This is a genomic window from Robiginitalea insularis (assembly GCF_052497835.1).
Map to the genome: position 1 here is coordinate 1,890,196 of NZ_CP199296.1, position 12,439 is coordinate 1,902,634.

The following is a 12,439-nucleotide window of genomic DNA, read 5'->3' on the forward strand; positions in this document are numbered from 1 at the left end:
GGCGGCAAAGGGTATCTATCAGTGTTGCAGTTTAGGAGGGTCCACCTGATTTACTCAGGTTCCCAGCAAACCGTATCACGGCCTGTGCAATTTTATGCAGCACCCAGAAAATGGGCGCCAGGATACAGGCTACCAGCACTGGAAGTACTCCGCCTAAGACAAAAGCTGTTCCAAGGGCAAAGCCAATCAGGTATTCCCCCAGGTAAAGCGGGATAATAAATGCAATCACAAAAAGGGCCGCCATCATATATCCGGGGACCTCAGACCCGATGATAAAAAAATAGGACAGGATGCACCCGAAAAGCAGGCCAGCTGCAAAGCGGGTATAAATACCCCGTTTCTGCTGCATGGACCGGATGATGGTATCGCTTTTATACCGCCTGTTGATGCGAACCAGGACTACCCAGCAGAGTAGCGGAAGGGAAACAAGGCCCCACCAGTTTGAAATCCCGGGCAGGTCTGCCCGTTTCAGAAGGTGGTGGACTGGTACCCCTCCGTGGAAATAGTCCCACAGGATGTGTATAAGGGTACCGAAGAAGACGATTAGAGTATATAAGATCCGTTTATTTAAGGGCAGGATGGGTTGCATTGTGGTTGTATTAGCGTTGGTATTCCTATTGAAATATTTCCACCAACAGGAGTCCTAATTTAAGGAAATATTGGATGATACTCCGCCTGGGGTCATGCTCGAACCTTATCTGATAATCCAAGTGGCCGAGCCACCTCTGTTTTCAGGGGTTCCTTTTAAATACGGTTTCCCCGTTTTTTACCGTCTCCACAACCTGTATATCCTTGATGGCATCCGGCTCCACCTTCAGGGGGTTTTGGTCCAGGATCACCAAATCGGCTATTTTTCCCACCACCAGGCTGCCTTTGCTTTCCTCCTCGAAGTGCTGGTAGGCACTCCATATGGTGATTGCCTGCAGGGCTTCATAAGGGGTAAGCCTTTCCCCTTCCCCGATGACTATCCCGGAGCGGGACGTTCGCTGAACCGCTGTCCAGACCACCCGCATGAGGTTGGGCAGGGCCACCGGAGCATCCGAATGGATGGTCAGTTTCAGGCCCTTGTTCAGTGCCGTCCGTGTAGGGCTGATCCGGTTACCCAGGGAATCCCCGATTAGCTGCTTGTGCCAGTCGCCCCAGTAAAACGTATGCAGGGGGAATAAGGAAGCAATTACGTCCAACTCCCTGAATGAATCCAGTTGGTCTTCCCGCACATACTGCCCATGAATCAGGGTATTCCGCCGATCTCCCTTTCCATATTTCTCTACCAGGGGGCGTAGGGTTCGGATCATCTGGTCCATGGCTGCATCCCCGTTTGCATGGATCAGAGTTTGCCAGTTGTTCCGAAAGCCTTTGTCCAGGATCGCCTGCACGGTTGAATCACTGGGGATGGCCGGGTATCCGGCATATTCCGGGCCCTGCCCGTCAGGCGGGATCAGGTAGGGCTGGGTCCTCCATGCCGTACGGCCCTGTGGGGAACCGTCCAGGGTTACCTTCATGCCCCCGATACGGTAGTGGTTGGTGTAGGCCTTACTATCCCATTTGGAACCCATGTACTGATCCACAAGAAGGTAGTCGATGTAGCTCACCACATCCAGTTTCAGTTTTCCTGCCTCTGCATTGGCTGCAAGCAGTTGGTGGTTCTGCATGGCACGCCCTTCCTGGGCTGTGGTATAGCCATAAGACAGTGCCATGTCCTGCCCTGCCTGGAAGAAGCGCTCGGTTGCGGTTGTGTCTAGCGGCATCAGGGCTTTAATCATATAGGGGATGGCTGCCAACTCCTCCAGCACCCCATTGGGGGTTATGCCATCGGCTTCCCGGCGAATTACCCCGCCTTCCGGATCCGGGGTGTCCGGACCTAACCCCAGCATTTCCAGGCCTTTGGAATTCACCACTGCAAAATGGCCTGAAATATGTAGGATCATGATGGGATATTCCGTGCTAACCTGGTCCAGGTCGTGACGGGTAGGGAAACGCTTTTCCTCCAGAACCGAATCATCGAATCCTGTGCCAAAGATCCATCCGGTCAGGGCCCTGTTCTCCGGGGTATTCCATTCCCTGAGGATTTGGATCAGGGTTGGGATATCCTTACAGCCGGCATCAGGAGGGGCCAGCAGCTGCGCCCCGATTGCCTGCAGGCCGTAATTCGCAAAATGGGCATGCCCGTCAATGAAACCCGGAACCAGGGTCTGCCCGTTGAGGTTTACCATTTTATGCCCTGCCCCGGCCGCCTCCATTGCCTCTCCGGCATCCCCGGTGAACTCGATTACCCCATTACGGATAACGAGGGCATCCACATATTCCGGCGTTTCCCCTTCCATGGTCAGTATGTCCCCTCCATAGTATACCGTGGCGGGGGTTTTACCGGAAGCATTTGAAGAAGGGTCCTGCCGGCAAGCTGTAACTATCAAACAAAAGAACAGGCAAGCCGTGATGCCATAAGTGAAATTAGCTTTCATAAGCTTACAATTTTATGATTCAACCCCCAGGCCGGGATACGGGATAATTATATATGTTGATGAATTTAAATCATTTTAATTGAACCAGCCAGTGTGCTTATAATATTAAGTATCAGATAAGGGAATCTTAAGTCAGGCTTAAGTATCAGATATATTTGCTGGTTGTTACACTTTCAAATTACAGAAAAAGAGTTTATGGTTTGATGTTCTTAATGTGGAGGGGATATGCAGATGTGCAAACAACAATCTGCTCCGGTTAAGATGTGTAGTGCTGAACTTTGACATTTTCAAAATGCCTCTGTTTACTCTATTTTTTTCATCATTCTCTTATTTCCATCCTTATCCATAATCAAATCACCAACCAGGCTTAGCCCTAAAACTTCTCCATTTTTATCTAACTCTATCTTATATATAAAATTCTCATTTTTTTCTTGAGCGTAGAATATTAGATAATTTTTAGAATAGGGATGGATATTCCATTCTCCATACTTAGTACCATTGTTATACCAGATTATTTTCGATTCTTTCTTCTCATTAATTTCACCTTTCCATACTCCGGATCTTCCATACACACCCTCATAAACACCTAGGACGTGCTTAAAGTTTTTAAAGTCTTTAACCAATGAAGTGTCTTTTTCTATCAGAAGCATATCCATAATCTCCTTATAAAGATCTAAGGCTTTGGTTCTAAACCAGAGCATTCCACCTAAATGCCCACGTTCCCTATTATGTATCTCAATTACTTCATTTAAATAGAAAGGATCCGTCAAAGCAAACTGTATCATTTCGTCTGTGATAATACCATTGCCCAAATAGTCCGACGACCATGGTAACTCATCCATCCATTTCATTCTTTGATAAAAATGATACTCTGCTATTTCCTCATCATCTTTATCCGCATTTAATTTTCTTCTGCCATATAGATCTCTTAGTTCTGAGAGTATAGAATCCTGTAGCTCCGTGAGATTATTTTTACCTGCAAGAAGCTCCTGATAGTCTCCATCCATTAGGTTCGTTCTCATCCATAAATGTGTAAACCCAAATAAATTATAAGTTTTTTTATAGTCCTCGTAATCGACCTTTTTGTTGAATACAATAAAATATAGAGAATCTTTAACCAGATAGGTATTAATTATTTTATCTATTTCTTCAATATTCTGCACCAATTCTTCACTTACTTCCTGAAAAAGAATTTTGTTGTTCTCAGCTTTTATCCTTTTCTCATTCCAGTTGTCTACCTGTATGGCGATCAAAATCCCGATTACCACCAGCAGAATTTCCCCTACTGCATACAACAGGTATTTGTTGAACTTGTTATTAGTTAGTAGACGTTGGCGTATTTGTCGGAAGAAGCGGAGCATGGGTTATTCCTGGATTTAAATTTTTTATAAAACTATTTACTGCGTTGAGACTCTATTTCTTCGATAAGCCAATTAACTCTTTTCTGTATGTTTTTTAATCCGCCAATGGAATTCGTGGTTAAATAATTTACATTCCCGCACTGTAGTTGTAACTCAGTGTAAGCTTCTTCGAAGCGGACAGGGTCAATGACAGTAATTTCAAAATCAGAAGTCACAAAAAAGCCAATTTCCCTTTGAAGAAAGGGGATTAATAGGTTGTGGAATTTTTTGTCACTCACTTCATCTACATTTTCATATCTGGGACACCAATAATCATATAAGTCAATAAGGTCTGACTTAATCTTTTCCGAACTTATGAGATCAATTCCTTTATTGGACACCAGTGAATTATACGTCCCATACTTTGGAAAAAAGCTATACGCCCCATTGTAGACATCTAAAATTAATTCCGAGATTTCCCGGTTCGAATGCTTGTCCAACAGTTCTTTGGCATTTGAATTTAGAATAGTGTTTTGAGCGTTGAGGCTTTTGGTTTGAACATCAATGATCCGCACCAGCTCCAGGGAATCCTTGCGCAGGCTTGTTAATAGAACAGCGTAGGTCTGTTTTTCTGCGGCCTTTAATTCTTTTTTATTGGCCCAGTCATCCACCTGCAAGGCGATCAATATTCCAATTACTACCAGGAGGATCTCCCCAACCGCATACAGAAGGTATTTGCTGAATTTGTTTTCAGTGAAGAGGCGTTGGCGGATTTGGCGGAAGAAGCGGAGCATGGGTTGGTTGTAGATGGTTAAAATCGGTATGCTGGAGGAATTATACCATTTAGTCGAAGATATGTTGTTGCTTGTCCTTTGTGGTGAACGGTATGATTATATGCCAGCATAAGCACATCATAATCAGACAAATAAATCTCTCCATCCATGGTGTTGATAACATGTTTCGGATTATAAAGATCAATTGTGTTCAGGGGGTAAAACGCAGCTTTAAATCTTTCAAATCGAGATTGCAAATATGCCATCAGCGTTTTTTTCCCTTCGGACTTCGGCTCCTCAATTTTTTCAGTACCGTCAAGGATTTTTGCAAAATTATCCAGACTGAGTCCGATATGAGAAAAGAGCCTGGCAAATGACTTTACATCTGCGGTTGGTTGGAAATTAAACTGGTTATCAGGCATGGCATCGAATACTTCAAAAGTGTGCTTCCGGAGCCCTTCCCACCTTGTATTGAAAGCTTCTTTAAGCCCTTCACTCTGCTCAGTATCTTTTATTCCGGATATCTTGGAGGGAAAGGCAGATTGCACCAATAAAAGCGATCCAGCTCCAACAAGGCCTATTGATTTTCTTCTGTCCATAAGTATTGTTATTAAAGTAAAGTAAAAAAGTGTCTTAGTTCATTAAGATGATCCTTTCTTTCCTCATTCCAGTCATCTACCTTCATGGCAATCAATATTCCAATCACCACCAAGAGAATCTCTCCGACTGCATACAGCAGGTATTTGCTGAATTTGTTATCAGTCAGCAGGCGTTGGCGTATTTGGCGGAAGAAGCGGAGCATGGGTTGGTTGTTGCTCCTTCAAATTACGAAAAAAGTGCTAAAGCTGTGATAAATAATAAATTGCCAAAACCGCGGCCAGAGGAATTTGGCAATGATTTATTTATTAGATTTCGTTCAGATGAAACGCAATACCATTTTAATCGTTTTGGCCCTGTGCGGGATTTTAAGGCTCCACGCCCAGAACGAATTCAGGGCTCATATCATTGACCATAAAACGGGTGATCCGCTCTTCGGAGCCACGGTGCTGATATCCGAATTGAAAATGGGGGGGACTAGCGATGAATCGGGTAAGATTACAATGGATGGCATCCCCGATGGCAAATATACCTTGCGCTTTAGTTATGTGGGGTACGAAACCCTGGAGCGTTCATTTACGTTTCCCCTTGTGGCGGACCGGGGAACGGTTGTTATAGAGTTACATGCCGCACCTGAGGAAATGGACCAGGTTACCATAACCTCTACGAGAAGCACCCGATCCATAGAAGATATCCCTACCCGGGTCGAGTTTATTGCGGGGGAGGAATTGTCTGAAAAAGGCAATATGAAACCCGGGGATATCCGGATGCTCCTTAATGAGAGCACGGGAATACAAACCCAGCAAACTTCGGCTACCAGTTATAATTCCAGTATTCGCATCCAGGGATTGGATGGGAAGTATACCCAGCTCCTCAGGGATGGAATGCCACTGTATTCGGGATTTTCCGGGGGCCTGAGCCTGATGCAGATTGCCCCCCTGGACCTCAGACAGGTTGAGGTCATCAAAGGAGCCGCTTCTACGCTGTATGGAGGCGGCGCCATAGCGGGGCTGGTGAACCTCATAACCAAAACGCCGGGCGAAGAGCGCGAGCTGAGTTTCATGCTCAACGGAACTTCAGCCCTCGGATTGGATATAAGCGGCTTCTACTCCGAACGAATTGGTAAAGTCGGAACAACGGTATTCGCCTCTTATAACCTGGGGACCCCATACGATCCTGCAGATATAGGCTTAACGGCAATTCCGGATTTCAATCGGTTTACACTCAACCCCAAGCTCTTTATCTATTTTAATGATAAGACCACCCTGAACGCCGGGGTTAATATCATTTCAGAAGACCGGGTAGGGGGTAACCTGGAATATGCCAGAGGGGAACAGGTTCCGGACCCCTACTTTGAAGAGAACCAAACGGACCGGATTTCCACCCAAATGCAACTCAACAGCAAAATTGGTGATTCGAAACGCCTGGAATTCAAGAACAGCCTGAATTTCTACGATCGTTCCATTGCAGTCCCCGACTATGTTTTTGCAGGAAATCAATTTTCATCCTTCAGTGAGCTGAATTTTTCCTGGGGGGACGATCAAATTGAATGGATAACCGGGCTGAACCTGTGGACGGATCAGTTTCGCCAGGCCGAAGGCAATCCTGACGAAGATTTGAGCTATTCCAATGCGACCCTGGGAGGGTTTATGCAGAATACCTGGAATTTGCATTCCCTTTGGACATTGGAATCCGGGTTTCGACTGGATTATCAGAATCAATATGGCTGGTTTCCCTTACCCCGTTTTTCCCTGATGTTCAACCCGGCCTCCACCTGGACTTTTCGGCTGGGTGGCGGTTTGGGGTATAAGACGCCCACTGTATTCTCGGAAGAGGCAGAGCGTTTACAATTTCGGAACATCAGGCCGCTGGATACGGCGGCGCTCAGTGCCGAACGCTCGGTGGGCGCAAATTTTGACATCAACCACAGAATGCCCCTGGCCCCTGACCTTGTGATGACTTCCAACCTGCTTTTTTATTATACTCAGATCCGGGATCCGCTGCAACTCACATCCATAAACGGTTTTTTTGAATTTACCCAACCCGCCGGTTACGTGGATACGCAAGGGGTGGAAGTAAATCTGAAATGGAGCTACAGGGACCTGAAACTGTTCGTGGGCTATACCTATGCCAACGTCAAAGAGCATTACAATGGGGAAACATCCCAGTTTCCGCTTGTGGCCAATCACCGGCTCAACAATGTCCTGATGTATGAGAAACACGATAATTTCTGGATAGGACTGGAGGCGTATTACTTTAGCCCGCAGCAACTCAATGATGGTACAACGGGCCAATCTTATTGGATTACCGGGGTCATGACCGAGAAAAGGATAGGGGAACACCTTTCCATTTTCCTGAATTTTGAAAATTTTCTGGATACCCGGCAAACTGCTTTCGACACTATTTATACGGGGGATTTGAGCGATCCGCAATTCCGGGACATTTACGCCCCGGTGGATGGATTTGTGGTCAATGGGGGGGTTAAGTTGAACCTGTGAACAGGAAAGGAATAGATTCCCAATAAAACTTATTGTTTCAGGGGTTCGTATTATTACCTCCAATAGATAATCTACTGGCGCTAGTTGCTCCTAACCGGTTCCGCATCTGAAAATGCCAAAACCCGATCTTTGGAATTTGGAATTTGGTTCTTGGAATTTACTCCGTAAGGAGTCTCCAGGAGATACCCTGAAGTGAGCTCTGCTCTACTTCTGGGTGTTCCTGACCGGCCCCACTCCTGAAAATGCCAAAACCCAGCCCCCGCAGGCGGCGGGGGCGGTTTTTTATTTCCCGTTCGCTTATGAAAGCGAGCTTTCAACGCTTCCTGGAAATAAAAAACCCGCTCCAATCGGAGCGGGTTTTGGCGCTTTAAGTGGTACCTCCAGGAATCGAACCAGGGACACACGGATTTTCAGTCCGTTGCTCTACCAACTGAGCTAAGGTACCATTGGTAATTAAGCGGGGGCAAATATAAATTCATTTTTAGCAACAACCAACAAAAACCTGAAAAAAGGAGGTTGTTTTTTCGTAAATTCTGATCTTTGTAATATGAATCTGGTTATCGATGCAGGCAATACTCAAATTAAGTTCGCCGTCTTCCGGCGGAACAAGCTTTTGCATGTCGAATCCAGTAACGAGGCAGATTTTGCAAACCACCTGAAAGGGGTGTTTACCAAATATCCCAACATAAACAGGGCGGTTATTTCATCGGTCAGCAACCTGGACCGCTGTACGGTAAAGGCGGTATCGGTTTTCTGTGAGGTATATGAGTTATCTCCTAGTTTAAAGCTCCCGTTTAAAAATTCGTATGCAACCCCCCAGACCCTGGGTCCGGACCGGCTGGCTCTGGCAACCGCTGCTTTTTATCACAACCCCAAGGGAAATACCCTGGTCATAGATGCAGGTACCTGCATCACTTACGATATGGTTAACGATCACGGGGAATATTTGGGTGGAGCTATTTCTCCTGGTCTTTACATGCGCTATAATGCCCTTAATAAATACACAGCCAGGCTGCCGCTGCTCACTCCGGAAGAGGTATTCGATTTTATCGGAAATGCTACTGAAAGCAGCATGCACAGTGGGGTGGTTAATGGGATTTGCCTGGAAATTGACGGGGTTATAGGGCAGTACAAATCGCGATTCAGAGATTTAACAGTGATTTTAACAGGGGGCGATGCTCAATTTTTGTCAAAACGGTTAAAAAACACCATATTTGCCCATTCTAATTTTCTCCTGGAGGGCTTAAACCAGCTGCTGGAATACAACAAAAGCTAGATGGTAAAAAAAATCGTTCTCGCAATCTGCTGTTTTGCGACCTTTGCACTTTCCGCTCAGAACGGAAGTGTGTCACCTTATTCATTTTTCGGTATTGGGGACCTTCGCTCCATCAGTACTGTTGAGAACCAGATGATGGGAGGGCTGGCGATGTATACGGACAGCATTCACCTGAATATAAACAACCCCGCTTCCCTCGGTAAAATTGGCCCGACTATATATGCCGCGGCCGTTTCTCACAGGGAGTTGCGCCTGGAGACTTTTAGTGCGGAGCAAAACACCTCAGTAACCAATCTGGATTACCTGGCCATTGCGCTACCCTTAAAAGTTCAGCGGATGGGATTCAATTTTGGCCTTAAACCCTTTAGTTCGGTGGGCTATTCCCTGTTGGACGAGCGTACCAATGCTGAAGGGAATGCCGTAACCAACCAGTTTGCTGGAGACGGGGGTATAAACCAACTATTTCTCTCTGCGGGCTTTCGCCTGCTGCCAGGCTTGTATCTTGGGGCAACAGTTAATTACCATTTTGGACGACTGGAAAACAACAGGCAGCAAACTACGGAAGGGGTACAATTCGGTACCCTGGACCTGCGCGAGTCCCAAATTTCCGGCTTTGATTTTAACTACGCCCTTACCTACGAGCCTAAAATCAGTTCAAAACATACCCTTTTTAGTTCGGTACGGGTGCGGACCCAGACGAACCTGACCTCCGAGAATACCCAAACCATCGGGACCTTTGTTCCGCTTAGCGGGAATGAAATTGAGGTTTTTGATGTTAACCTGGATGAAGTTAACCTACGGTTTACAGAGATAAAGATACCTACAACCTACAGCTTCGGCCTGGGTGTAGGGGAAGACAAGCATTGGTTTGTTGGCGGGGAATACAGTTTGCAACAATTCAGCGATTATTCCAGCCCGTTTCTTGAGGCGTCCAATACGCGATATGAGGATGCAAGTGCTATTGCCTTTGGGGGCTACTTTATCCCGGATTACGCCTCTTTTGACTCCTATTTTAAAAGGGTGGTTTACCGTGCAGGCCTTCGTCTGGATAATAGTGGTTTTGTCGTAAATGATAAGGAGCTTAGCAACTTTGGCATGACATTTGGAATGGGTCTGCCTATAGGAGCCGATTTTACAAATCTGAATCTCGGATTTGAGCTCGGAAGAAGGGGGACCACCATGAATAACCTGGTCCGTGAAAGCTATTTTAAAGTCAGTATAGGGCTGTCCCTCAACGCCAGATGGTTCCTGAAAAGACAAATTAATTGATAAAAATTTAGTACATTAACCCACTCTAAATAAATGACAAGATGAAAAAGGATTTTTACGCAATGATGGTTCTGGTTTTGGGGATAGCCGGCCTTTCTTATGGCCAGGCGCAGAACCCCGAATGTATGACCAATCTTTCCATTTATGCTGAACATGCAAAAGTAAAAAATTACGAAGCCGCTTATCAACCCTGGAAAATGGTCTATGAGACCTGTCCGGGCATCAATAAGGCTAACTTCTCCTACGGGGAAAAAATCCTGGAGCATAAGATTGAGAATTCCAGTGGAGCTGAAAAACAGGCTTTTATAAAGGAATTGTCAAGTCTTTATGATACCAGGCGTCAATATTTCCCAAAAAACTATACAAAGGCTGAAGACATCACAGATAAGGTCAACCTTATGTATGATAACAAGATGATTTCGGACGATGATATTTATTCACAATTGTCCCAGGCCTTCAAAGAAGATCGTGCCAACTTCGATAATCCAAAATCCCTTTACCTGTATTTCTCAAGCCTGGTAGACCTACACGGGGCCGGCAAGAAGGAGTTGCAGGAAGTTTTTGATGTTTACGATGATGTTACCGAGAAAATCGAAGAGGAAAACGAGAAGTACCTTAAGCAAATTAATGTGCTGCTCCCCAAGGAAGAGGCCGGGACGCTTTCCTCAAAAGATTCCCGCAGGTTGAAATCTTATAACAGCTACTCCGAAAACTACGGTAAAATAGCAGGGAGTATCGATTCCAAACTGGGAGCCCTGGCTGATTGTGAAAACCTGATTCCGCTTTACCAGAAATCCTTTGAGGAGAAGAAAGGTGATATCGCCTGGGTAAAACGAGCTGTTGGAAGGATGTTCTCCAAAGAATGTACGGACGACCCGCTTTTCCGTAAGTTGTTTGAAGCGCAGCTGGCCCTTGAGCCCTCTGCCAGTGCTTACCTTTACGGGGGTACCTTAAAAGCCAAAGACGGGGATAACCGCGGGGCGATAGCAGATTTTGATAAGGCCGCCGAGCTGGAAACGGATGCCCGTAAGAAATCAAGCATACTGTACAAAGCGGCAACCATTGCCCGCAAGTTCAGTAAGTCTCAGGCCAGAGCTTATGCCCGCAGGGCTATTGACGCCAACGCGTCCAACGGAAACGCTTATCTTTTAATAGCAAACCTCTATGCGAGCAGTGCCAACGAATGTGGAAGCACTCCATTTGAGAAGCGAGCCGTTTACTGGTTGGCTGCGGATATGGCCAGAAGGGCCGGAAGGGTAGATCCATCTATCAGTGGCCGTGCCAGTCAGTCAGCTGCCAGCTACCAAGCCAAAGCACCATCCAAAACGGATATCTTTAATTCCGGGATGGCCGGAAAGCAGGTATCATTCCCTTGTTGGGTTGGTGGCAGCGTTACGGTTCCGAACCTATAAGGATGCATTTGAAAGAACATATCATTAAAAACATTGCCATGGTTAGCGCTGTGGCAATGTTTTTTTGTGCCTGTGAAGACAGCTATAAGCGGGTAGGAGACGAGGCCGCGCTGAAGGTTTATCCACAGGGGATCGCGAGCGATTTTACACTTACCTATACAGAAACCCAAAAGGAATTAAATACGCAGGATAGCAGTGCTTCACGGATAATTGCTATTTTAAAAAGCCCGCTTAGTGAAGATTATGACAACCTGAAATTTCCATTCAGGACCTTTCCCAAGGGCTTGCAGGTAGATTATTACGACGAGCAGGGGCTGAAAAGCACTATTGTTGCTGACTCTGCTATCATTTATACCCGAACGAACCTGATTGACCTCAGGGGAAATGTTGTCTTGGAAACACATGACGGGAAACGCCTGGAAACCCCTCAGCTATATTGGGACCGAAGCAGTGAATGGATCTTTACCCAGGACCGCTTTACTTTCAGCAATCCGGAAGAAGGATCGGTTTTAAATGGGGTTGGAATGGATTTTAATCGTGATTTTAGCTATTTTAATGCACATAAAACCGGCGGAGAAATGCTGATTAAAGAAGAAGAATTATGATCAAAATATTAAGATATACCGAGTATTTATACCTGGCAGTGGCCCTGATATCCATTTATAAAATCGGGGAACTCTGGGGGGTTAATCCAAAGGAGACCTATATATTTATTTTCTTTGCTGTAGTCTCCACGGCCATGTTTTTTTTCAGGAGGAATTATCGTAAAAAATTTGAAAAGCGGCGGGACAACCCGGATGCCTAATGCCAGT

Annotated in this window: 12 protein-coding genes and 1 tRNA gene; 6 read left to right on the forward strand and 7 right to left on the reverse strand. The window is 45.8% G+C overall.

Going from position 1 to position 12,439, the window contains the following annotated elements; genetic code table 11:
- Nucleotides 1–31: 31 nt before the first annotated feature.
- The 6 genes from ACT6NV_RS08615 to ACT6NV_RS08640 all read right to left on the reverse strand — a co-directional run bounded on the left by ACT6NV_RS08615 (nt 32) and on the right by ACT6NV_RS08640 (nt 5,377).
- Nucleotides 32–589: a hypothetical protein gene (locus tag ACT6NV_RS08615; RefSeq protein WP_445384077.1), complete on the reverse strand. Its 558-nt coding sequence runs from the start codon at nt 587–589 to the stop codon at nt 32–34.
- 142 nt (nt 590–731) lie between these two features.
- Nucleotides 732–2,462 (reverse strand): amidohydrolase, encoded by a 1,731-nt coding sequence (locus tag ACT6NV_RS08620; protein ID WP_445384078.1) that lies wholly within the window; start codon nt 2,460–2,462, stop codon nt 732–734.
- A gap of 302 nt (nt 2,463–2,764) precedes the next feature.
- Complete coding sequence (locus ACT6NV_RS08625; protein WP_445384079.1) at nt 2,765–3,757, reverse strand: DUF6090 family protein; 993 nt, start codon at nt 3,755–3,757, stop codon at nt 2,765–2,767.
- Nucleotides 3,758–3,855: 98 nt separating this feature from the next.
- Nucleotides 3,856–4,596, reverse strand: coding sequence for a DUF6090 family protein (locus ACT6NV_RS08630; RefSeq protein WP_445384080.1), 741 nt, complete (start codon nt 4,594–4,596; stop codon nt 3,856–3,858).
- Between the two features lie 17 nt (nt 4,597–4,613).
- Nucleotides 4,614–5,174: a DinB family protein gene (locus tag ACT6NV_RS08635; RefSeq protein WP_445384081.1), complete on the reverse strand. Its 561-nt coding sequence runs from the start codon at nt 5,172–5,174 to the stop codon at nt 4,614–4,616.
- Between the two features lie 11 nt (nt 5,175–5,185).
- Complete coding sequence (locus tag ACT6NV_RS08640) at nt 5,186–5,377, reverse strand: hypothetical protein (RefSeq protein WP_445384082.1); 192 nt, start codon at nt 5,375–5,377, stop codon at nt 5,186–5,188.
- 118 nt (nt 5,378–5,495) lie between these two features.
- Here ACT6NV_RS08640 and ACT6NV_RS08645 point away from each other — a divergent pair, with 118 nt between their 5' ends.
- Complete coding sequence (locus ACT6NV_RS08645) at nt 5,496–7,670, forward strand: TonB-dependent receptor (protein ID WP_445384083.1); 2,175 nt, start codon at nt 5,496–5,498, stop codon at nt 7,668–7,670.
- A 372-nt stretch (nt 7,671–8,042) separates the two neighbouring features.
- On the opposite strand, the gene ACT6NV_RS08650 is transcribed toward ACT6NV_RS08645, so the two are convergent.
- Nucleotides 8,043–8,115, reverse strand: a tRNA-Phe gene (locus tag ACT6NV_RS08650).
- 102 nt (nt 8,116–8,217) lie between these two features.
- Between ACT6NV_RS08650 and ACT6NV_RS08655 the strand changes: the two genes are divergently transcribed.
- Genes ACT6NV_RS08655 through ACT6NV_RS08675 form a run of 5 tightly spaced genes read left to right on the forward strand, consistent with a single transcriptional unit; the run spans nt 8,218 to nt 12,432 of the window.
- Nucleotides 8,218–8,946, forward strand: coding sequence for a type III pantothenate kinase (locus tag ACT6NV_RS08655; RefSeq protein WP_445384084.1), 729 nt, complete (start codon nt 8,218–8,220; stop codon nt 8,944–8,946).
- A complete protein-coding gene (locus ACT6NV_RS08660; protein ID WP_445384085.1) occupies nt 8,947–10,215 on the forward strand; it encodes a hypothetical protein in 1,269 nt (422 codons plus the stop codon).
- A gap of 41 nt (nt 10,216–10,256) precedes the next feature.
- Entirely contained in the window at nt 10,257–11,627 is a 1,371-nt protein-coding gene (locus ACT6NV_RS08665; protein WP_445384086.1) for a tetratricopeptide repeat protein, read from the forward strand.
- A 2-nt stretch (nt 11,628–11,629) separates the two neighbouring features.
- Nucleotides 11,630–12,232: an LPS export ABC transporter periplasmic protein LptC gene (gene lptC, locus ACT6NV_RS08670; protein WP_445384087.1), complete on the forward strand. Its 603-nt coding sequence runs from the start codon at nt 11,630–11,632 to the stop codon at nt 12,230–12,232.
- Nucleotides 12,229–12,432 (forward strand): hypothetical protein, encoded by a 204-nt coding sequence (locus ACT6NV_RS08675; protein WP_445381240.1) that lies wholly within the window; start codon nt 12,229–12,231, stop codon nt 12,430–12,432. The genes lptC and ACT6NV_RS08675 overlap by 4 nt, the downstream gene beginning before the upstream one ends.
- The last annotated feature ends 7 nt before the right edge of the window (nt 12,433–12,439 follow it).

Coding starts and splice junctions, on each gene's coding strand:
- ACT6NV_RS08620 (WP_445384078.1), bottom strand. CDS start 2,462: ATGAAAGCTAATTTCACTTATGGCATCACGGCTTGCCTGTTCTTTTGT.
- ACT6NV_RS08665 (WP_445384086.1), top strand. CDS start 10,257: ATGAAAAAGGATTTTTACGCAATGATGGTTCTGGTTTTGGGGATAGCC.
- ACT6NV_RS08630 (WP_445384080.1), bottom strand. CDS start 4,596: ATGCTCCGCTTCTTCCGCCAAATCCGCCAACGCCTCTTCACTGAAAAC.
- ACT6NV_RS08640 (WP_445384082.1), bottom strand. CDS start 5,377: ATGCTCCGCTTCTTCCGCCAAATACGCCAACGCCTGCTGACTGATAAC.
- ACT6NV_RS08615 (WP_445384077.1), bottom strand. CDS start 589: ATGCAACCCATCCTGCCCTTAAATAAACGGATCTTATATACTCTAATC.
- ACT6NV_RS08635 (WP_445384081.1), bottom strand. CDS start 5,174: ATGGACAGAAGAAAATCAATAGGCCTTGTTGGAGCTGGATCGCTTTTA.
- ACT6NV_RS08660 (WP_445384085.1), top strand. CDS start 8,947: ATGGTAAAAAAAATCGTTCTCGCAATCTGCTGTTTTGCGACCTTTGCA.
- ACT6NV_RS08645 (WP_445384083.1), top strand. CDS start 5,496: ATGAAACGCAATACCATTTTAATCGTTTTGGCCCTGTGCGGGATTTTA.
- ACT6NV_RS08655 (WP_445384084.1), top strand. CDS start 8,218: ATGAATCTGGTTATCGATGCAGGCAATACTCAAATTAAGTTCGCCGTC.
- lptC (WP_445384087.1), top strand. CDS start 11,630: ATGCATTTGAAAGAACATATCATTAAAAACATTGCCATGGTTAGCGCT.
- ACT6NV_RS08675 (WP_445381240.1), top strand. CDS start 12,229: ATGATCAAAATATTAAGATATACCGAGTATTTATACCTGGCAGTGGCC.